Origin of the sequence: Marinobacter shunpengi (assembly GCF_045449715.1) — a bacterium.
Lineage (GTDB): Bacteria > Pseudomonadota > Gammaproteobacteria > Pseudomonadales > Oleiphilaceae > Marinobacter.
Map to the genome: position 1 here is coordinate 159,674 of NZ_JBJJLA010000019.1, position 15,750 is coordinate 175,423.

Annotated in this window: 16 protein-coding genes; 5 read left to right on the top strand and 11 right to left on the bottom strand. The window is 61.0% G+C overall.

Annotated features, from left to right (window positions below; all coding sequences use genetic code 11):
* The first annotated feature begins 84 nt into the window (after positions 1 to 84).
* Positions 85 to 1,794, top strand: coding sequence for a FimL-related protein (locus ACJO3T_RS14205; protein WP_406978867.1), 1,710 nt, complete (start codon positions 85 to 87; stop codon positions 1,792 to 1,794).
* A 3-nt stretch (positions 1,795 to 1,797) separates the two neighbouring features.
* Positions 1,798 to 2,448, top strand: coding sequence for a multidrug transporter (locus tag ACJO3T_RS14210; RefSeq protein ID WP_406978868.1), 651 nt, complete (start codon positions 1,798 to 1,800; stop codon positions 2,446 to 2,448).
* 67 nt (positions 2,449 to 2,515) lie between these two features.
* Here the strand turns inward: ACJO3T_RS14210 and ACJO3T_RS14215 are convergent, their stop codons facing one another.
* Positions 2,516 to 2,830, bottom strand: a complete 315-nt coding sequence (locus tag ACJO3T_RS14215) for an SCP2 sterol-binding domain-containing protein (RefSeq protein ID WP_328189908.1) — start codon at positions 2,828 to 2,830, stop codon at positions 2,516 to 2,518.
* A 275-nt stretch (positions 2,831 to 3,105) separates the two neighbouring features.
* Between ACJO3T_RS14215 and sohB the strand changes: the two genes are divergently transcribed.
* Positions 3,106 to 4,167 carry a protease SohB gene (gene sohB, locus ACJO3T_RS14220; protein ID WP_406963299.1) on the top strand — a complete coding sequence of 354 codons (1,062 nt, stop codon included), beginning with the start codon at positions 3,106 to 3,108 and terminating at the stop codon, positions 4,165 to 4,167.
* 31 nt (positions 4,168 to 4,198) lie between these two features.
* Positions 4,199 to 5,194 (top strand): YhdH/YhfP family quinone oxidoreductase, encoded by a 996-nt coding sequence (locus ACJO3T_RS14225; protein WP_406963298.1) that lies wholly within the window; start codon positions 4,199 to 4,201, stop codon positions 5,192 to 5,194.
* 94 nt (positions 5,195 to 5,288) lie between these two features.
* Here the strand turns inward: ACJO3T_RS14225 and ACJO3T_RS14230 are convergent, their stop codons facing one another.
* From ACJO3T_RS14230 to metH, 4 genes are all read right to left on the bottom strand, one after another.
* Positions 5,289 to 5,813: a DUF934 domain-containing protein gene (locus ACJO3T_RS14230; protein WP_406978870.1), complete on the bottom strand. Its 525-nt coding sequence runs from the start codon at positions 5,811 to 5,813 to the stop codon at positions 5,289 to 5,291.
* Positions 5,806 to 7,458, bottom strand: a complete 1,653-nt coding sequence (locus tag ACJO3T_RS14235) for a nitrite/sulfite reductase (RefSeq protein WP_406963296.1) — start codon at positions 7,456 to 7,458, stop codon at positions 5,806 to 5,808. Before ACJO3T_RS14235 ends, ACJO3T_RS14230 begins: the two co-directional genes overlap by 8 nt.
* 508 nt (positions 7,459 to 7,966) lie before the next feature.
* Positions 7,967 to 8,215: a DUF2970 domain-containing protein gene (locus ACJO3T_RS14240; RefSeq protein ID WP_406963295.1), complete on the bottom strand. Its 249-nt coding sequence runs from the start codon at positions 8,213 to 8,215 to the stop codon at positions 7,967 to 7,969.
* Between the two features lie 75 nt (positions 8,216 to 8,290).
* A complete protein-coding gene (metH, locus tag ACJO3T_RS14245; RefSeq protein ID WP_406978871.1) occupies positions 8,291 to 11,989 on the bottom strand; it encodes a methionine synthase in 3,699 nt (1,232 codons plus the stop codon).
* Between the two features lie 223 nt (positions 11,990 to 12,212).
* Here metH and nfuA point away from each other — a divergent pair, with 223 nt between their 5' ends.
* Positions 12,213 to 12,800 (top strand): Fe-S biogenesis protein NfuA, encoded by a 588-nt coding sequence (nfuA, locus tag ACJO3T_RS14250; RefSeq protein ID WP_406963293.1) that lies wholly within the window; start codon positions 12,213 to 12,215, stop codon positions 12,798 to 12,800.
* Positions 12,801 to 12,871: 71 nt separating this feature from the next.
* Here the strand turns inward: nfuA and ACJO3T_RS14255 are convergent, their stop codons facing one another.
* From ACJO3T_RS14255 to ACJO3T_RS14280, 6 genes are all read right to left on the bottom strand, one after another.
* Positions 12,872 to 13,189, bottom strand: a complete 318-nt coding sequence (locus ACJO3T_RS14255; RefSeq protein ID WP_406963292.1) for a TusE/DsrC/DsvC family sulfur relay protein — start codon at positions 13,187 to 13,189, stop codon at positions 12,872 to 12,874.
* Between the two features lie 9 nt (positions 13,190 to 13,198).
* On the bottom strand, positions 13,199 to 13,483 hold the full coding sequence (locus ACJO3T_RS14260) for a DsrH/TusB family sulfur relay protein (protein WP_406963291.1): 285 nt from the start codon (positions 13,481 to 13,483) through the stop codon (positions 13,199 to 13,201).
* Positions 13,480 to 13,827, bottom strand: a complete 348-nt coding sequence (locus ACJO3T_RS14265) for a DsrE family protein (RefSeq protein WP_406963290.1) — start codon at positions 13,825 to 13,827, stop codon at positions 13,480 to 13,482. The genes ACJO3T_RS14260 and ACJO3T_RS14265 overlap by 4 nt, the downstream gene beginning before the upstream one ends.
* Position 13,828: 1 nt before the next feature.
* Positions 13,829 to 14,254 (bottom strand): sulfurtransferase complex subunit TusD, encoded by a 426-nt coding sequence (tusD, locus tag ACJO3T_RS14270; protein WP_406978873.1) that lies wholly within the window; start codon positions 14,252 to 14,254, stop codon positions 13,829 to 13,831.
* 129 nt (positions 14,255 to 14,383) lie between these two features.
* Complete coding sequence (locus ACJO3T_RS14275; RefSeq protein WP_406963288.1) at positions 14,384 to 15,100, bottom strand: Bax inhibitor-1/YccA family protein; 717 nt, start codon at positions 15,098 to 15,100, stop codon at positions 14,384 to 14,386.
* A 204-nt stretch (positions 15,101 to 15,304) separates the two neighbouring features.
* The gene (locus tag ACJO3T_RS14280) at positions 15,305 to 15,745 is read right to left on the bottom strand and encodes a universal stress protein (protein WP_328189926.1); all 441 of its coding nucleotides are present in this window, start codon (positions 15,743 to 15,745) and stop codon (positions 15,305 to 15,307) included.
* Between the last annotated feature and the right edge of the window lie 5 nt (positions 15,746 to 15,750).

Below are 15,750 nucleotides of genomic sequence, written 5' to 3' on the forward strand. Positions count from 1 at the left end.
GTTCAGGCCAGGCCTGTGCAGGAGGTACCTGAAGAAGTGAAACGGTACCTGCGCAGGCCATGCTGAGACAGGAAGCGTCAGTTTATGATTCAGTCGTCACTAGCGACGAAGTCACAGTCGTTCGATCTGGTCAAGAAAGAGATAGAGCAGACCATCCGCAATGCGGAAACCAGCCTAGAGCGCTTCCAGGAGAACCGCGAAAGCGGTGAAGACCTGCAGAACTGTGTGGATTACCTGAACCAGCTCCGGGGTATCTTCGTGCTGGTGGAGCTGCGCGGCGGTACCCTCCTGTGCAAGGAGGCGGTCACTGTGGCCAACGATGTGCCCGTTGGTGCCAGTGACGACAAGAACATCCTCCTCACCACCCTCAACAGCTCGCTTTTTATCCTCCGCCGTTATGTAGAGTACTACCACCAGCAGCGGGAGGACCACCCGGAACTGTTGCTGCCTATCATCAACGAACTGCGGGTGGCGCGGGGTGAGCAGCCACACCCGGAATCCCACTTCTTTGAGCTGGACACCGAGAAGCGCCCGGATTTCTGCACCGGCACCTCCACCGAGCCCCTGGACCTTTCGGACGACGAGTTCGAGACCTACGCCCGGCGGATGCGACTGATGTTCCAGGTGGCATTGATCGGCGTGATCCGGGAGCGTAACGAGGTGGTCAGCAAGAAGCTTCTGTCCCGGGCGTCGCGGGGATTTGCGCGCCTGTGCGGGGAAGGGCAGTTGAAGCAGCTCTGGTGCCTGCTGATGGTGGTGGCGGATACCATGACCGACCGCGCCATGGGGTTCAATAAGGCTCGCAAGCGTTTGTTGATGCGTGTCGAGAAGTACAGCCGTGACATGGTCTATGTGGGCCGCACGGCGGCACGGCGGACCCTGGACGAATCCATTATCCGCGAAATGGTCTACCTGCTCTATCGGAGCGGTTCCGGTAACCAGGAGGTACAGCGCATACTGTCCGCCTGGAACCTGGCACCATCGGACTATCCGGAATCCATGATGGAGGCCCACCGCAAAAGACTGTATGGCCCCGGGGCGGATGTGCTCAAGTCCCTGTCCGAGGCCCTGCAGGACGAACTCAACCAGCTCAAGGACCGCCTTGATATTATCGAGCGTGGTATCGAACCGGACCTGAGCGAGCTGTCCACCATTGCCGATTCCCTCAACCGGCTGTCCAACACCCTGAACATGCTCGACCTCAGCCAGCTTGGGGAGATCGCCCAGGGCGAGGCCGAAAGGCTGCGCACCTGGGAGCATGCCGGATCGCTGCCGGCCGAGGATGAACTCTACTCCCTGGCGGATGCCGTGCTGGGTATCGAGAATGCGGTGCAGCAAATGGTATCGCGAGGCATTACCTCCGAGACTGATGCCCTGGCCATGGCCCGTCCGGAAGCCCGCGAGGAATCCCTCTACCTGCGGGAGGCCAGCATTGTGGTGGGGGACGAGGCCCGCAGTGCGCTGACCCTCGCCAAGCGTGCCATCACCGCGTTTGTGGAATCCGATTACGACAAGCTTCACCTGGCGAACCTGCCCCATACCCTGCACAGTATCTGGGGCGGTCTGCTGATGACCGGCGACCCGGACGCGGCGGATGTGATGGAACGGGTGGCCAGGTCCATCCAGGAGCGGTTGCTGGACGTGAAGGAACCGCCGGGCAGCGCCGTGCTGGAGTCCCTGGCCGATGCCCTGACGTCCCTGGAGTACTACATCGAGACCATCGGCACCCGTGACAACCGCAATCCGGATCTCCTGAAGCTGGCGGAGTCCTCCCTGGACGACGGGGGACTGTAATCAATGTCCTATCCGATGGCGATGCTGGTACTGGCCGGTCTTGGCGGCATTCTGGTGCTCATGGGACTGGCGTTCTTCCTGCGGCCCCGGTGGCTGCTGGGGTGGATCAAGGGCATGTTCGTCATTGTGCTGGTGGGCGGCGGTCTCTACGGCATTGCCGTGGCCATGCAGTTGCGCCACTACCAGGCGCTCTCCCATATGGAGACCATTGGCTCGCTCCGTATCGAGGCGATTGGTGACCAGACCTGGCGGGTCCGGCTGGACCAGCCCGGGGAGCCGGCGGAGAACTGGACCCTCAGTGGTGATGAGTGGCAGCTCGATGCCCGCATCATCCGTTTTGGCGGGCCGTTCGGCTGGCTTGGCGTCTCCCCCGGCTATCGTCTGGAGCGGATCAGTGGGCGCTACCATTCCCTGGAGCAGGAACGCAATGATGCGCGCACGGTTGAGGCAGTCGGCGAACAGGGCTGGCCGGACCTGTGGGAGATGGACCAGGCCTGGAACCTGCCTTTCATGGAGGGGATCTACGGTAGTGCCACCTATATGCCGTTCCGGGATGGCGCCCTGTACGATGTCCGGCTTTCGTCCAGCGGGCTGGTGACGGTGCCGGTGAATGAAGAGGCCAGGTCGGCGGTGCGGCTCTGGGACGAAGAATAGTTCAGGCAGGATAGTAAAAGAAAAGGGCATCCCGAGGGATGCCCTTTCTCGTTTCGTGAACGGTGGATCAGTTCAGCGAGAACAGCTGTCCGAGCTTGGTAGCCAGCATCATGTCACCTTCAGCGCGGAGCTGGCCGGACATGAACGCCTGCATGCCATCGGTCTCGCCCGAGACAATGCCATTCAGGGTGGCGGAATCCATGATCAGGGTAACGGAGGGATCGTCGTGATCGCCCTGGACCATCTTGCAGGTGCGGTCCTTGATGATCAGGTGGTAGTTCTGGTCGTCCTCGATGTTGAACTGGAACACCAGATCCATGCCTTCAGCGGCATCGGGGTTGAAGTTCTGTTCGAATTTTTCGAATACCTGGGCTACGGACATTGTTTTTCCCTTTTGTGTAACAAACTCCGCGAACGAGCGGTTCGCATCGTGCTGGGCGGACCGGCTGGCGATACACCAACGGGGACTGCCGGGTCTCCCGGCCAGCCGGCTCAGTCCGACTTTAGGGGCGCGCAGGGGGAGTGTCAAGAAAAAATCAAACGATCGTTTGACGAATTTCCGTCCCCGCTGTGCAACTTTCGTCCCCGGATGGTTGTACCCGCTATGGCCTCGGTTACAATCAGGACTCTCATTTGCAGTCGATCATGGAGCGTGCCTTGGAATTCCTTTCTGACTACGGTCTCTTTCTCGCGAAAGTCGTGACCTTTGTGATTGCGGTAGTGGTGGTCATCGTGGTGGCGGCTACGTCCATCCAGAAAAGCCGGGGGGAGGGTGACGATGAAGGCGAACTCACCGTTCGCCGACTCAATGAAAAGTACCGCAAGCTGCGGGAAGCCATTGAGAGCCGGATGCTGTCACCGGAACAGCGTAAGCTGTGGAAGAAAGCAAAACAGAAAGCGGAGAAGGCAAAGAAAAAGGCTGGCAAGTCCGCCGACAGGAAAGACAAGGAAGAGGAGACCCGGCCGAAGACCTTTGTGATCGACTTTGACGGTGACATCAAGGCCAGCGATACCGAGACCCTGCGGAAATCCGTAACGGCGGTGCTCTCTGTGGCCGAGCCAGGGCGTGACGAGGTGGTGGTGCGCCTGGAAAGCGGGGGCGGCCTGGTCCACGCCTATGGCCTGGCGGCGGCGCAGCTCGACCGTATCCGGGGCAAGGGTATCCACCTGACCGCCTGTGTCGACAAGGTGGCCGCCAGCGGCGGTTATATGATGGCCTGCGTGGCGGACCGTATCGTGGCGTCCCCCTTTGCGGTGCTCGGTTCCATTGGCGTGGTGGCCCAGTTGCCGAACTTCCACCGGGTGCTGAAGAAACACGACGTGGACTATGAGATTCTCACGGCCGGCGAGCACAAGCGGACGCTGACGATCTTCGGTGAGAATACCGACAAGGGGCGCCGCAAATTCCTGGAAGACCTGGAGGACACCCATCACCTGTTCAAGGACTACGTCCGTGAGCGCCGGCCCGACCTGGATGTGGACAAGGTGTCCACCGGTGATATCTGGTTTGGCACGCGGGCACTGGAGGTGAAGCTGGTGGATGAGATCCGTACCTCCGACGAGTACCTGATCGATGCCTGTGATCGCTCGGATGTGGTGTCGGTCAGTTTCCAGCGCAAGCGTACATTGCCGGAGAAACTGGGGCTGGCCACCAGCGCCGCCCTGGAAGCAACGGTCTGGCGCGTGCTGAGTGCCTTCCGCAACCAGAACATCCAGTAACAGACCATTCCTCAACCCCAGGAGACAGGCAATGAGCAACGATACCGAGTACCAGGCATGGCGTGTCCACGAGCAGGATGGTGACTACGTTGGTGCCGAGGAAACCTGCAATACTGCTGATCTTCCGGACAACGAGGTGCTGATCCGTGTCAGCCATTCCTCCCTGAACTACAAGGACGCCCTGTCCGCATCCGGCAACAAGGGCGTGACCCGCAACTTTCCCCATACCCCCGGCATCGATGCCGCCGGCGAGGTGGTGGCCTCCGGTGGCAGTCCCGCTGTCGGGGCCGAGGTGATCGTGACCGGCTACGACCTGGGCATGAACACCCCGGGCGGCTTTGGCGAGTATATCCGTGTGCCGGCGCAGTGGTGCGTGGCCATGCCCGATGGCTGGGACGCCCGCAAGGCCATGATTTATGGCACTGCCGGCCTGACCGCGGGCCTGTGCGTGGGTAAATTGCTGCGCATGGGGGCCACCCCCGAGCAGGGGCCGGTGCTGGTGTCCGGCGCCAGCGGGGCGGTGGGTACCGTGGCCGTTGAGATCCTGGCGGGTCTTGGTTTCCAGGTGACCGCTGTCTCCGGTAAGTCCGATCATGCGGACGCCCTCAAGGCGCTCGGTGCGGCGGAAGTGCTGGGCCGGGATGCCCTGGAGGCTTCTCCCAAGCCGATGCTGAAGCCGGCATTCGCCAACGCCGTCGATACCGTGGGCGGCAGTCCGCTGGCGGAAATCCTCAAGCAGGTCCAGCCGGGTGGCTCGGTTTCCTGCTGTGGCCTGGTGGCCGGCCCCAAGGTGGAAACCACGGTGATGCCGTTTATCCTCCGGGGCGTGAATCTGCTGGGTGTGGACTCCGTGGAGATTCCCCTGGCGGAGAAGGAGGCGGTCTGGAAGAAGCTGTCCTCGGAATGGGCCTGCCCGAAGACCGAGGCGTCCGCCCGGGATATCGGCCGCAAGGATCTGGATTCAGCCCTCAAGGCGTTTCTTGCTGGCCAGTCCAGCGGCAAGATCGTGCTGGATCATGGCCTCTGAGGCATGGATGTGATCGGTGTCAGGATCGGGCGCCGGTCACATACAGACGGGCATAAAAAAACGCTGGCCGAGGCCAGCGTTTTTTGTTTCCGGATCAGGCGGTTTCCGCTACCGGGAATTCCCCGCGCCGGCGGAACAGCGGCTCATCGTTGTCCGTGGCCGCCTGGTAGGCGTTGCTGAAGAAGTTCAGGCACCGCGGCGCCTTGTTGATGTCCTTGTCCGCCCGCAGGGCGTAACTGTCGAAGCCACAGCGCTTCATGAACTGGAGCTGGTCCAGCAGCACATCGCCAATGGCCCGGAGTTCGCCCCGGTAGCTGAAACGCTCCCGCAGCAGGCGGGCGGTGGAATAACCGCGACCGTCGCTGAACTTGGGAAAGTTCACCGCAATCAGGGGCAGCTCGTGCACGTGATCGGCGATGAGTTCCGGTTCCTCGTGGCTGTCCAGCCAGAGGCCCACCTGGTCGTTACCGGCATAGTGTTCACGGCCGGCCAGCCAGAGTTCCGCCGGCACCAGGCAGGGGCCTTCCGGCAGCGTCAGGGTCTCGCCTTCGGCGGGATGCTCCAGCACCTGCCAGTGGTCGGCAACGATACTGCCGTCGTGGCGAACGATATCAGGCATAGACGCGCTCCTTGAACGGGGTGATGCCGATCCGGCGATAGGTATCGAGGAACTCTTCCTCCTCGGTGCGGTTGTCCACGTAGACGTTGATGATCTTCTCGATCACCTCCGGCATGTGCTCGCGGGCGAAGGAAGGGCCCAGGATCTTGCCGATGGAGGCATCGTGCTGGGACGCGCCGCCAAGGCTGATCTGGTAGTACTCCTCGCCCTTCTTGTCGACACCGAGTACGCCGATATGACCCACATGGTGGTGCCCGCAGGCGTTCATGCAGCCGGAAATGTTCAGGTCGATGTTGCCCAGGTCGTAGAGGAAGTCCAGGTTGTCGAACCGGCGCTGGATGGACTCGGCCACCGGGATTGACTTGGCGTTGGCCAGGGCGCAGTAGTCGCCGCCGGGGCAGCAGATCACGTCCGTCAGGGTGTTCAGGTTGGCGGTGGCAAAGCCCATGGGGCGGATGGCCTGCCACAGGTCGTAGAGCTGGTCCTGACGCACATCCGCCAGTACCACATTCTGCTCGTGGGTCACCCGTACCTCGCCCAGGCTGTACTGCTCGGCCAGGTCGGCAATCTGCTCAAGCTGGCGGTCCGACACATTGCCCGGGGGCGTGCCGGTCTTCTTCATGGTCAGGGTGACAATGGCGTAGCCGGGCTTTTTGTGCTCGTTGACGTTGCGGTTCACCCAGTTGTCGAAAGGCCTGCTCTCGGCACGGGCGGACACCAGGGATTCGGGGTTATCCTGCAGGGCCTTATAGTCCGGCTCGGTGAAGTAGCCCTTCATCCGCTCGATGGCATCGTGGGTGAGGCGGGTGGGGGAATCCTTGATATGGGCCCATTCCGCCTCCACGCGCTCGGCAAAACCCTCCGGCGTCAGCGCCTTGACCAGGATCTTTATCCGCGCCTTGTACTTGTTGTCCCGGCGACCATAGCGGTTGTACACCCGCAGGATGGCTTCCAGGTAAGTCAGCAGATCCAGCTCCGGCAGGAAGTCGCGGATTGCCGGGCCGACCATGGGCGTGCGGCCGAGGCCGCCACCGACATGGACCCGGAAGCCAAGCTCACCGGCGTCGTTGCGCACCATCTGCAGACCGATATCGTGGACCTGGATGGCGGCGCGGTCGGTATGCTCGGAGGCGTTGACCGCCACCTTGAACTTCCGGGGCAGGAAGGCGAACTCCGGATGGTAGGTGGACCACTGACGGATGATCTCGCAGTAAGGGCGCGGGTCTGCGATCTCGTCGGACTGGACCCCGGAGAACTGGTCCGTGGTGGTGTTACGGATGCAGTTGCCGCTGGTCTGGTTGGCGTGCATCTCCACTTCCGCCAGTTCCGCCAGGATATCCGGCACATCTTCCAGTGCCGGCCAGTTCAGTTGCACGTTCTGACGGGTGGTGAAGTGGGCGTAGCCCTTGTCGTAGTCACGGGTGATGCTGGCCAGCCGCCGCAACTGCTCGGCACGCAGCATGCCATAGGGAATGCAGATCCGCAGCATGGGTGCGAGGCGCTGAACATAGAGCCCGTTCTGCAGGCGCAGGGGGAGGAATTCGTCCTCGGCCAGTTCACCGGCCAGGGCACGATCGGTCTGGTCCCGGAACTGGGCTACCCGTTCCGAGAGAATCTGCCGGTCGTGTTCATCATAAACGTACATAATCGGATAGTCCTGAATCGTCCTGTTGCACTCTCTCCGGTGGCTGGCCTCGTTGGTCGGGCTGCCTGCCGGGAGATGACATGTGTCAATGGGTGCTGATGCGGGGCAGGATAGCACCACGTCCTTATTCTTAAAATGATTATTTCAAAATATGGTAATCGATTCTGGTGATAAGAGGAGCCGCCAAACGTGCGGTCAATAACGGATCAGGCGGGCTGTACCGGTTTCAGCCAGATTGGCTTGCAGCGGCGTCCCGCCTGCATTAAGGTAAATCCCGGACGTGGTAAACGGACGTCACGAGACCAGACCAGAACAATATCAAAAAACGTCAATCGGAGAACCGGATATGAAGAAAAGCACACTCAATGACAGCCAGGTCGACGCTATCGCCTTTACAGCGCTGGTAGTGCTGGTGGTTGCTTTTGCCGTTAGCTGGGTATCGTTTCAGTAAGCGGACCCTGGCGGCAGGTCATACCCGGTGGTGTGCCTGCCCCGATCGCTTGATTTTTCAGCGCCCGGCCAGCACCCAGCTGACGATCAGGGCCAGTACCACCACAAACCCCACCGTAAACAGGATACCGGCAATAATGTAGGGCCATGGGCTGTGACTGCTGAAGTCCTCCTGATGACGCTTGCCGGACTGTACCCCGAAGGCGCCTGCCAGCACACTCTGCAGAACCTTGAGGACACCAGGGCCTTTCTTGCGTCCCCGGGTGCTGTCAGGGGCTGACCTGTCCTGTCTGTCGTTGTCTGCCATGGCTACTCCTGTCGTTTTCTTGTTGTATCGGGTCGGTCGGTGTGGGGGCAGGCAGGAATGCCCGCCCGTTCCCGCTCACTCCGCCGGATCGTAGGCCAGGCTGGGGGCGAGCCAGCGTTCGGCCTCGGCCCGGCTGATACCCTTGCGGTCGGCATAGTCGGTGACCTGGTCCTTGCCAATCTTGCCCACGGCAAAATACTTCGACTCCGGGTGGGCAAAGTACCAGCCTGACACCGCTGCCGTGGGGAACATGGCGAAGTGCTCGGTCAGTTCGATACCGGTGTTCTCCGGCGCCTTCAGCAGGTCGAACAGGATTTCCTTCTCGGTGTGGTCCGGGCAGGCCGGGTAACCCGGGGCAGGGCGGATGCCCTGGTACTTTTCCCGGATCAGGTCGTCGTTGTCCAGGTGTTCCTGCGGCTGGTACCCCCAGAATTCCTTCCGCACCCGCTCGTGCATGCGCTCGGCAAAGGCTTCCGCCAACCGGTCTGCCAGGGCCTTGACCATGATGGCATTGTAGTCATCATTGGCGTCCTTAAACTCCTGGGAGAATTCCTCGGCGCCGACGCCGGCGGTCACCGCGAAGCCGCCCACATAGTCGCACTGGTCCGACCCTTCCGGCATCACGAAATCCGACAGCGCCCGCATGGCCTGGCCCGAGGCCTTGTCATCCTGCTGGCGCAGGTGATGGAGGACTGTCAGCTCCTCGCGACAGCTCTCGTCCCGGTAGACCACGATATCGTCACCACGGCGGTGGGCCGGCCAGAACCCGATAACGCCCCGGGCCTGCACCCGCTTCTCGTCGATCATCCGCCGCAGGATCTGTTGCGCGTCATCGAACAGGGTGCGTGCGGCTTCACCGCGCTTGGGGTCATCGAACACGGCGGGATACTTGCCGGCAATATCCCAGGAAATAAAGAACGGCGTCCAGTCGATGTAGTCCAGCAGTTCGTTGAGGTCGTAGTCATCGAAGGCGCGAACGCCGGTGAAAGCGGGCTTCACCGGTGTGAATCCGTCGAAGCCGATCTCCGGCGCGCGCTCCCGGGCTTCCGACAGGGATACCAGCTTGGTGCGTTCCCCCCGGTTCTTGCGGCGTTCGCGGATTGCGTCGTATTCCTTCCGGGTTTTCTCCACGTAGTCGGGCTTGCCGTTGCGGCTGAGCAGGGTGGATGCCACGTTCACACAACGGGAGGCGTCCGATACGTACAGTGCCAGGTCATTCTTGTACTGTGGCTCGATCTTGACCGCGGTATGGGCCTTGGACGTGGTGGCGCCGCCGATCATCAGCGGAACCTGGAAGTCCAGGCGCTGCATCTCCCGGGCCACATGGACCATTTCATCCAGGGATGGGGTAATCAGCCCGGAGAGACCGATAATATCCACGTTTTCGGCTTTGGCTGTTTCCAGGATCTTCTCGCAGGGCACCATCACGCCCAGGTCAATGACCTCGTAATTGTTACATTGCAGTACCACGCCGACGATGTTCTTGCCGATATCGTGGACATCACCCTTTACCGTGGCCATGAGAATCTTGCCCTTGGCCTTCTGGCCCTCGGACTTTTCGGCCTCGATGTAGGGGATCAGGTGAGCTACTGCCTGCTTCATGACGCGGGCACTCTTGACCACCTGGGGCAGGAACATCTTGCCGTCGCCGAACAGGTCGCCCACTACGTTCATGCCATCCATCAACGGACCTTCGATAACCTCGATGGGGTGCTCCGCCCGCTGACGGCACTCTTCCGTATCGTCAACAATGTAGGTGGTCACGCCCTTGACCAGGGCATGCTCCACCCGCTTCTCCACCGGCCATTCCCGCCAGGCCAGGTCTTCCTCACGGGTCTTGCCGCCCTGGCCCTTGTAGCGCTCGGCAATCTCCAGCAGGCGATCGGTGCCATCGTCCCGGCGGTTGAGGACCACGTCCTCCACCAGTTCCTTCAGCTCCGGGTCGATCTCGTCGTAGACCACCAACTGGCCGGGATTGACGATGCCCATGTTCATGCCCGCCTTGATGGCGTGGTACAGGAAGACGGAGTGGATGGCCTCGCGCACCACGTCGTTGCCCCGGAAGGAGAAGGACACGTTGCTCACACCGCCGGAAATGGAGGCGTGGGGCAGGTTGTCACGGATCCAGCGGGTGGCGTTGATGAAATCCACCGCGTAGTTGTTGTGCTCCTCAATGCCGGTGGCGATGGCGAAGATGTTGGGGTCGAAGATGATGTCGCCGGGGTTGAAGCCGATGCCCACCAGCAGGTCATAGGAGCGCTTGCAGATCTCGGTCTTGCGCTCGAAGGTATCCGCCTGGCCGTCCTCGTCAAAGGCCATAACCACCACGGCGGCGCCATAGCGCATGCAGTCCCGGGCCCGTTTGAGGAATTCCTCTTCGCCTTCCTTGAGGGAGATGGAGTTGACCACCGACTTGCCCTGGACACAGCGCAGACCTGCCTCAATCACCTCCCACTTGGAGGAATCCAGCATGATGGGCACCCGGGAAATATCCGGCTCGGAGGCCACCAGATTCAGGAACGTTACCATGACGTCCTTCGAATCCAGCATGCCCTCGTCCATGTTGATATCGATGATCTGGGCGCCGTTCTCTACCTGGTCCCGGGCCACGCTGAGGGCTTCCTCGTACTGCTCCTCCTTGATCAGGCGCAGGAATCGCTTGGAACCGGTAACGTTGGTGCGTTCACCCACGTTGATGAAGAGTGTGTTCTCGTCGCCGGTAAAGGGCTCCAGGCCGGACAGGCGCAGGGCCTTGGGGCGCTCGGGAATCTGCCGGGGCGGATACTTGGCGACGGCGTTGGCAACCGCCTCGATATGATCCGGGCGTGAGCCGCAACAACCGCCGATGATGTTCAGGAAGCCGTCCCGGGCGAAGCCTTCAATAATGTCCGCCATTTCCTCCGGGGTCTGGTCGTATTCACCAAACTCGTTGGGCAGGCCGGCGTTGGGATGGGCGCTGACGTAGGTTTCCGCCTTGGCGGACAGCTCCTCCACATAGGGGCGCAGGGCGTCGGCGCCCAGGGCGCAGTTCAAGCCGACAGTCAGTGGCCTGGCGTGGGCGATGGAATTCCAGAAGGCCTCGGTGGTCTGGCCGGACAGGGTGCGGCCGGAGGCATCGGTAATGGTGCCGGAGATCATCAGCGGGAGTTCGATACCGGAATCCTCGAAATACTGCTGCACCGCGTAGATGGCGGCCTTCGCATTGAGGGTGTCGAAGATGGTCTCGATCAGCAGCAGGTCACACCCCCCTTCGGTGAGGGTCTGTGCCGCTTCGTAGTAGTTATCCACCAGGGTCTGGAAGTCCACGTTCCGGTAGCCCGGGTTGTTGACGTCCGGGGAAATGGAAGCCGTGCGGGAGGTGGGGCCAATGGCGCCCGCCACAAAACGGGGTTTGTGGGGCTCGCGGGCGGTGAACTCATCGGCGATTTGCCGGGCCAGGCGGGCGGATTCCCGGTTAAGTTCCGGCACCAGCTCTTCCATGCCGTAGTCCGCCTGGGACAGACGGGTGGAATTGAAGGTGTTGGTCTCGATGATATCCGCGCCCGCGGCCAGATAGTCGCCGTGGATACGAGTCAGCAGGTCGGGCTGGGTCAGGCAGAGCAGGTCGTTATTGCCCTTGACCTCCCGCTCATAATCCCGGAAGCGCTCGCCGCGAAAGGCGGCTTCATCCAGTTGCTGATTCTGGATCATGGTACCCATGCCGCCATCAAGGACAACAATACGTTCCTTGAGGGCCTGGTGGAGCTGGGCAAGTCGGGTCGCGCGATCGGTCATGTTCTGGGTTGTCCGGGCATAATGAGTGTACGGTTTCGAGCCGCGCATAATACCAGAATTGACCGATCGAGTCCTGCCGGGCGCGACCGGGGTCATTCGATCCCGGGCCTTGAAAATCACAGGCCGGGGCCTTATTGACTTAAAATCCGACCAAAATACTTGGTCTTTCAGGAACCCGGGTTCTCCGTTAAAATGGACCCACACTTACTGACAGGTTGAAGAAATGGCATTGGTAACCGTTACCGACTCCGCAAGAGACTATCTTGCCGAACTGATCAACAAGCAGGATGTGGAAGGCATGGGCGTGCGCATCTTCGTGACGCAGCCGGGTACCAAGCATGCCGAAACCTGCCTGGCCTACTGTCCGCCCAATGAAGTGGTCCCCACCGATGAGCAACTCGACCTGGGCAAGTTCACCCTGTATCTGGATCAGAATTCTGTCCCGTTCCTGGAAGAGGCCCATGTGGACTACGCCAAGGACCAGATGGGGGGGCAGTTGACCATCAAGGCACCCAACGCCAAGGTGCCCAACATTGACGAGGATGCGCCGCTGCCGGATCGCGTGAATTATGTGCTGGCGTCGGAGATCAACCCCGGGCTGGCGTCCCATGGTGGTGATGTTCAACTGGTGGAAATCGTCGACGAGTCCGTGGCCGTGCTCCGCTTCGGCGGTGGTTGCCAGGGTTGCAGTGCCGTCAGCCTGACCCTGAAGCAGGGCGTCGAGTCCACCCTGAAGGAGCGTGTTCCGGAGATCAGCGCAGTACGCGACGTCACCGACCACTCCTACAAGGAGAATGCCTACTACCAGTAAAGAGCCCGTCAGGGCTGATAGCTGGCGGTACCATGACCCTACAGTTTTCGGGCTGTGGGGTTTTTTATGGCCTACAGGCAGTTGGTGGGGCGGGGCAGCCCGGCAATACGGCAGGCGGTCTTGGCCGGGGCGCCGGAGAAGAGCTGCATCAGGTAGATGCTGTTGCCCCGGTCTTCTCCCAGGGTTTCCCGAACCGCCTTGACGAACAGCCGGTTGGAAGGGGGCGCCATTTCATGTTCCCTGTAAAAATCCCTCAGCAACCATATGATTTCCCAGTGTTTCTCCGTTAGCTCAATACCGGATTCATCAGCGATGGCCCTGGCCACCGCTTCGTCCCATCGCCAGGCGTCCTCCAGGAAACCTTCATTGTTTCGTTCGGGTAGTGCCACGGATGCCCCCTACCAGCTGATAATACGTGAGAAACGGTCGGTGAGTTGGACCATGCCCCGGTAGTCTACCAGCGGTATGCCACCGCCAACGCCCCGGGCCTCGCAATCGGCGGCGAGCGCCTGGGTTGATTCCGGTAGTCGGATATTGTCGTCCACCAGGGCGAGCACGGCATTTTCGGTCAGCAGCAACAGGTCCCCCTCAGCCATACCCACGAAACAGGCGGTAAATCGGGGATGTCCCGGTGTCTTGTTGAGGATATGGAGCGTGGGCGTGTTCTCGGTCTGGTTGCTCATAACTGCACTACCTGAAGGAACTGCCGGTAGAAGGCTGTATCCGGGGTGACGGACACGGCCTCCGGGGTCGGCTCGTTGAGGTCGAAACGGGCCATGGCGGAGGCGTCGGCATAGAGCTCCGACACCCCGAACATCCTGGCCGCTCCCAGGTTGCGGCTCACGGTCTTCTGCCGGATCGCATCACCGTCCTGGCCAGGGCGCAGCCAGTTAACCCCTTCACCGCGAAACAGCAGAGCCACCGGTCGGTCAAAGGCAGCCAGGGAGAAAGCCATGTCCAGCGTCTCGCGGCCATGCCAGTCGCCGTAGGGTGCCCGGTCGATCACCATCAGCAGCGTATCGTCCATCTCAGACGCCTCCGTGAAAATAGATAACGCGATCGGATGAGGTCTGGGCCTCCACCCATTCCCCAAGGCCGGCGATAGAGAAGCCGCTGGCCAGGTTGGAGGCCGGCCGCTCATACCGGGAGGCTTCCTGCTCATCCAGCAGGCCCCGGCGCAAACAGGAGGCTATGCAGGCCACGGCAGGAATCCGGTGTTGCGCCAGCAGGGCCTGCCACTCGGCGGTCCAGTCGGTTTCGTCCGATGGTGGGGTATTCAGGGCGGATGCAAGGTACACCCCATCACCATAGAGGAACAGGCGGTCACAGGTATGGCCAGTGTCGAGCAGGGCCTGACAGAAGGCGAGCGCCGTTGCCGGGGCCTGGCTGCTATACGGGGCACCGGTCACGACCAGGGTATAGCCGGGTGCCTGGTGTTCCTCGGTGTGGGGCATGGTGTGTCTCCTGGGATCCATGGGCGTTATTGTGCCATAAAGCGGCTGGTAGCAGGATTTCGGCCGGGCTGACGAAAAAGGCCCCGCGTTGCGGGGCCCTTAAGCGTACGAATAATGGCGCCGGAGCGTTTATTCGTTGAATGCCCCAAGGAGGTGGAGCAGGGACACGAACAGGTTGTAGATGCTGAGGTACAACCCAACCGTCGCCATCACGTAGTTGGTTTCGCCGCCGTTCACGATACGACTGGTGTCGTACAGGATGAAGCCGGACATCAGCAGCACGATGGCCGCGCTCAGGGCGAGGCTGAACATGCTGATATCAACGCCAAACAGGCTGGCGACCAGGCCACCCAGCATGGCAGCGATCACCACAACCATGCCTGCGACCAGGAAGCTGCGCATGAAGGAGAAGTCCTTCTTGGTGGTCAGCACGTAGCCGGACAGGGCAAAGAACACCAGGGCCGTGCCGCCCAGGGCCTGCATCACGACGGTGCCGCCATTGGACATGGCCAGGTAGTGGGACAGTAGCGGCCCAAGAGAAATGCCCAGCAGACCGGTAAAGGCGAATACCACACCGATGCCGGCGGGGCTGTTGGCGGTACGGGGAAGTACCAGCCAGATCAGCGCCAGGGCGCCGAGGGAGCACATCAGGCCGATGCCATGGCTCAGGTTGAGCGCCATGGCCACGCCCGCCATGACCGCACTGAATACAAGCGTCATGGCCAGCAGCATGTAGGTGTTACGTAGCACCTTCATGGCATCGGTGCTGATTCCGGTACCAGCACCGGCACGGGTGGCCGCGTAGGTACCCTGATTCTGGTTGACGTTAAAACGCCTGTTATCCATGTTCATCTCCGTCATCTGATCGATCGGTGTTACATCCGTACCGCCATAGTAATGGTCGGTGCTTAACTTTCAATCCTCAACATTATGCCATTGAGACATTTCACAGCGGAAATGGTTTCATGACATCTGCCTGATTTTTGTGAGTTGTCGTCTGTCCTCATTTTCAAACTGATAATGGGGGCAGGCGGCCAGTTTATCAATAGGTCAGACCACCAGGGTGGGGCACCTGGCCATGCTGGCCACCCGCTGGGAGACACTGCCCAGTATCATGCCATCCTTGTCGCTATGGGTACCACGGGAACCCACCACAATCAGGTCCACATCATGCTGTTTGGCAAACTTGACGATGGTCTTGGATGGCCTGCCGCCCTTGACGAAGCCGCGGACGCTCGGCGCGCCCGCCTGTATGGCATACTGCTTGGCATACTCAACCACATCCCTGGCGTACTCGGACAGGGCCTCATCCGGAATCTGAAGCTCCTGCGGGCGCACCATGGACAGTGACGCCTCAAACAGGCTGTGGTGTTTGTAGACGCAGATCAGGTACAGCTCGGCGCCGGTCAGTTTCTGGAACTCCACCGCCTTCTCAACCGCATCCAGTGCCGGCTTGGAGCCGTCCACGGCTACCAGGATTCGTCGAAACATGATCA